This is a genomic window from Desulfosarcina sp. (genome assembly GCF_041551955.1).
Classification (GTDB): Bacteria; Desulfobacterota; Desulfobacteria; order Desulfobacterales; family Desulfosarcinaceae; genus Desulfosarcina.
In genome coordinates this window covers 1-2,320 of sequence record NZ_JBFELV010000589.1, presented here as the reverse complement: position 1 = coordinate 2,320, position 2,320 = coordinate 1, and the positions used below count along the sequence as shown (strand labels likewise).

The following is a 2,320-nucleotide window of genomic DNA, read 5'->3' as shown; positions in this document are numbered from 1 at the left end:
TGGCCTGATAGATAGGTTTGCCAGAATATAAGATAGAAGACGTCGTTACCAAGACGAAGATCACCCTTGAAAGCATCATCTCATATTATCGCCACCCGAAAAACCAAAAAGTCAATATTGAGGATGTGCCATGAAATTATTAAATGTCCTAAAGGATTTTAGCCTAGCAGTTAAAAACAGATTCAATCATAACAATAATGGCAACCAGCATCGGCTATCCGGTTCGGAAAATCCTTTTGATGGGGAAAATTCTAAAGAGACCTTCTTTGGTGGTATGGGGTTGGTCACGGCAACTGAGATTGTCAAGGAACGCATCGACGAGAATATCATTAATGAATACGGCATAGATGAGCTTAAGAATACGGGACGATACTACATAGCCAGAGTGAGTGAAGCTAATGGCAGCATCAGCCATTCACTGCTGGTGGATAAGCAGAATGGTATGGTACGATTCCTTTCCCGGAAACCAACCAAATAGCCAATCCATGACGGCCTCAATTAAAGCTGGACTCCAAAAAATCAATACCTGCTTCAACATCATAATCCGAAACGCCAATAGGATAGCAAATTTCTTCGATAGGCTCTACACCCTGTCCGATCGTGACAGGTCGGGCAGCATTAAAAGTTCTATTGAAGTCTCACATGTCCAACTGTCTAAAAGTCTTCGCAGCCAGATGTGAAGGATTGATTTTTCAACTTTTTTTGAAAAGCTGTTTCGAACTCAAAGACCGTCAGTGGCCGCTTTCCTACATAAGGCGAAACGAATGAGACCTCCGTCAAGGCTTTCATTACTTCTGCAATTTTATGACTGGATCGTTCGATACTTGGGGGGGCAGCTCCTGTTTTTTGTACACGGTTCTCCACCCAATGCAGGATTTCTGCATTATGACTCGACAAATGTTCCGCCAAAATACCGGTGAGCCGTTGCATGGTTTGAACAACTTCTTCAGCCTCTCTTCGTAGAGCTTCTTTTTTATAAGCAAGCGCCAACGCATTTTTTGCTTTTCGCCAGAAAAAATAAACACCCAGGAGACAGGTACCATATGTTATTGCCATCGGCAACATGGCTAACGCCATCACACTACCGAAAAAATCTGATCGCAAATCCATGTGGGAGAAGGAAGGCATAAGGAGGTAATCAATAATCATAACGAACAAATGGACTGCGCTGCCACCAACCACAAAAACTGTAGTCGCGATCAAAAATTGATGAAGCTTGCTGTTTTTAATTGGGTTCTCCATTTTGGATAAGCCTATATCCCGATTAACGTTTGGTGTTGCTTTCTCTATCCGTACCCTCAGAGTAAATCTAAAAACAGACGAGTTAAGATTTTGGGACGCTGCCCTTACGAGACAACTTTTAACAGCAGGCAACCTCGAGAAACTTATTTTAAAAATGGAAAGGCTTAATGGCCATACCTTCAATTACCTGAGCAGTTATGGACAAGCCCATGTGGGAAGAACGATAACGGTTAAATCGTTGGAATTCAAACCCGGCTGACTCAATGGCCCGGGGTGTATTGCGCACCAATTCGCAGCCACATGCAATGTGTTTCCACAAAGAGTTGAAAAATTGTTGTTTTCGAAAGGTTTCAGGACGCTCCGCCAGGACGTGTTCAAAAAAAAGAAAGCGTCCGCCTGGCTTCAAAATCCGGAATATCTCACTTAACGACGCCACTGGGTCGATTACCGAACAAAGGACCAGGAAACTCACGACGGTATCAAATATATCAGAGGGATGGGGAACCGCCTCTGCCTTGCCCTGAAGCACCAGGTAATCCAAAGCACCGCTTCTGCATGCCTTATCCTTGCGCAGTCGTTTTATAAACGTTGTTGACGGTTCTATAGCAACATAACGTTTAACTGCTGGTGGCAAATGGTCAACATTTTGACCGGCACCGGCACCGATTTCCATCAGATGCCCTTCCGCCAAGGCCAACAACCGGTGCCGTTCTCTTTTCAGATTGCTCGTTGCCAATGTTTCCAAGTATGGAAACACCTTTTTTTCATACCACTTTTTTATCACATCTTTCATATCGATTGGTCCCGTAATTATAAATAAAAGCCGTCCGACACGTCAGTTAACAATTCCACGCGTAGCAATTTTTTACGTCCCTACTTTGGATTGGCCAAAGATCTTACCCCTGCTGAATGGGATTGATCACGATATTTACACGCCGATTTCGTGCATGGATAGATAGATGAAATCGGCATTGACTCGCCAAACCCGACCGTCTTGATCTGCTTCGGATCAATTCCAACGTTTACCAACGCATTTTTTTTACGGCCACCGTTCTCCTTTCAGGCAATTTATTTTTAT

General features: G+C 43.7%; 3 protein-coding genes. 1 reads left to right on the top strand and 2 read right to left on the bottom strand.

Annotated features, from left to right (window positions below; genetic code table 11):
• The first annotated feature begins 130 nt into the window (after window positions 1–130).
• Window positions 131–478: a hypothetical protein gene (locus ABYV26_RS24545; RefSeq protein ID WP_372683977.1), complete on the top strand. Its 348-nt coding sequence runs from the start codon at window positions 131–133 to the stop codon at window positions 476–478.
• Between the two features lie 176 nt (window positions 479–654).
• On the opposite strand, the gene ABYV26_RS24540 is transcribed toward ABYV26_RS24545, so the two are convergent.
• On the bottom strand, window positions 655–1,242 hold the full coding sequence (locus tag ABYV26_RS24540; RefSeq protein WP_372683976.1) for a hypothetical protein: 588 nt from the start codon (window positions 1,240–1,242) through the stop codon (window positions 655–657).
• A gap of 148 nt (window positions 1,243–1,390) precedes the next feature.
• Window positions 1,391–2,035 (bottom strand): class I SAM-dependent methyltransferase, encoded by a 645-nt coding sequence (locus ABYV26_RS24535; protein ID WP_372683975.1) that lies wholly within the window; start codon window positions 2,033–2,035, stop codon window positions 1,391–1,393.
• Between the last annotated feature and the right edge of the window lie 285 nt (window positions 2,036–2,320).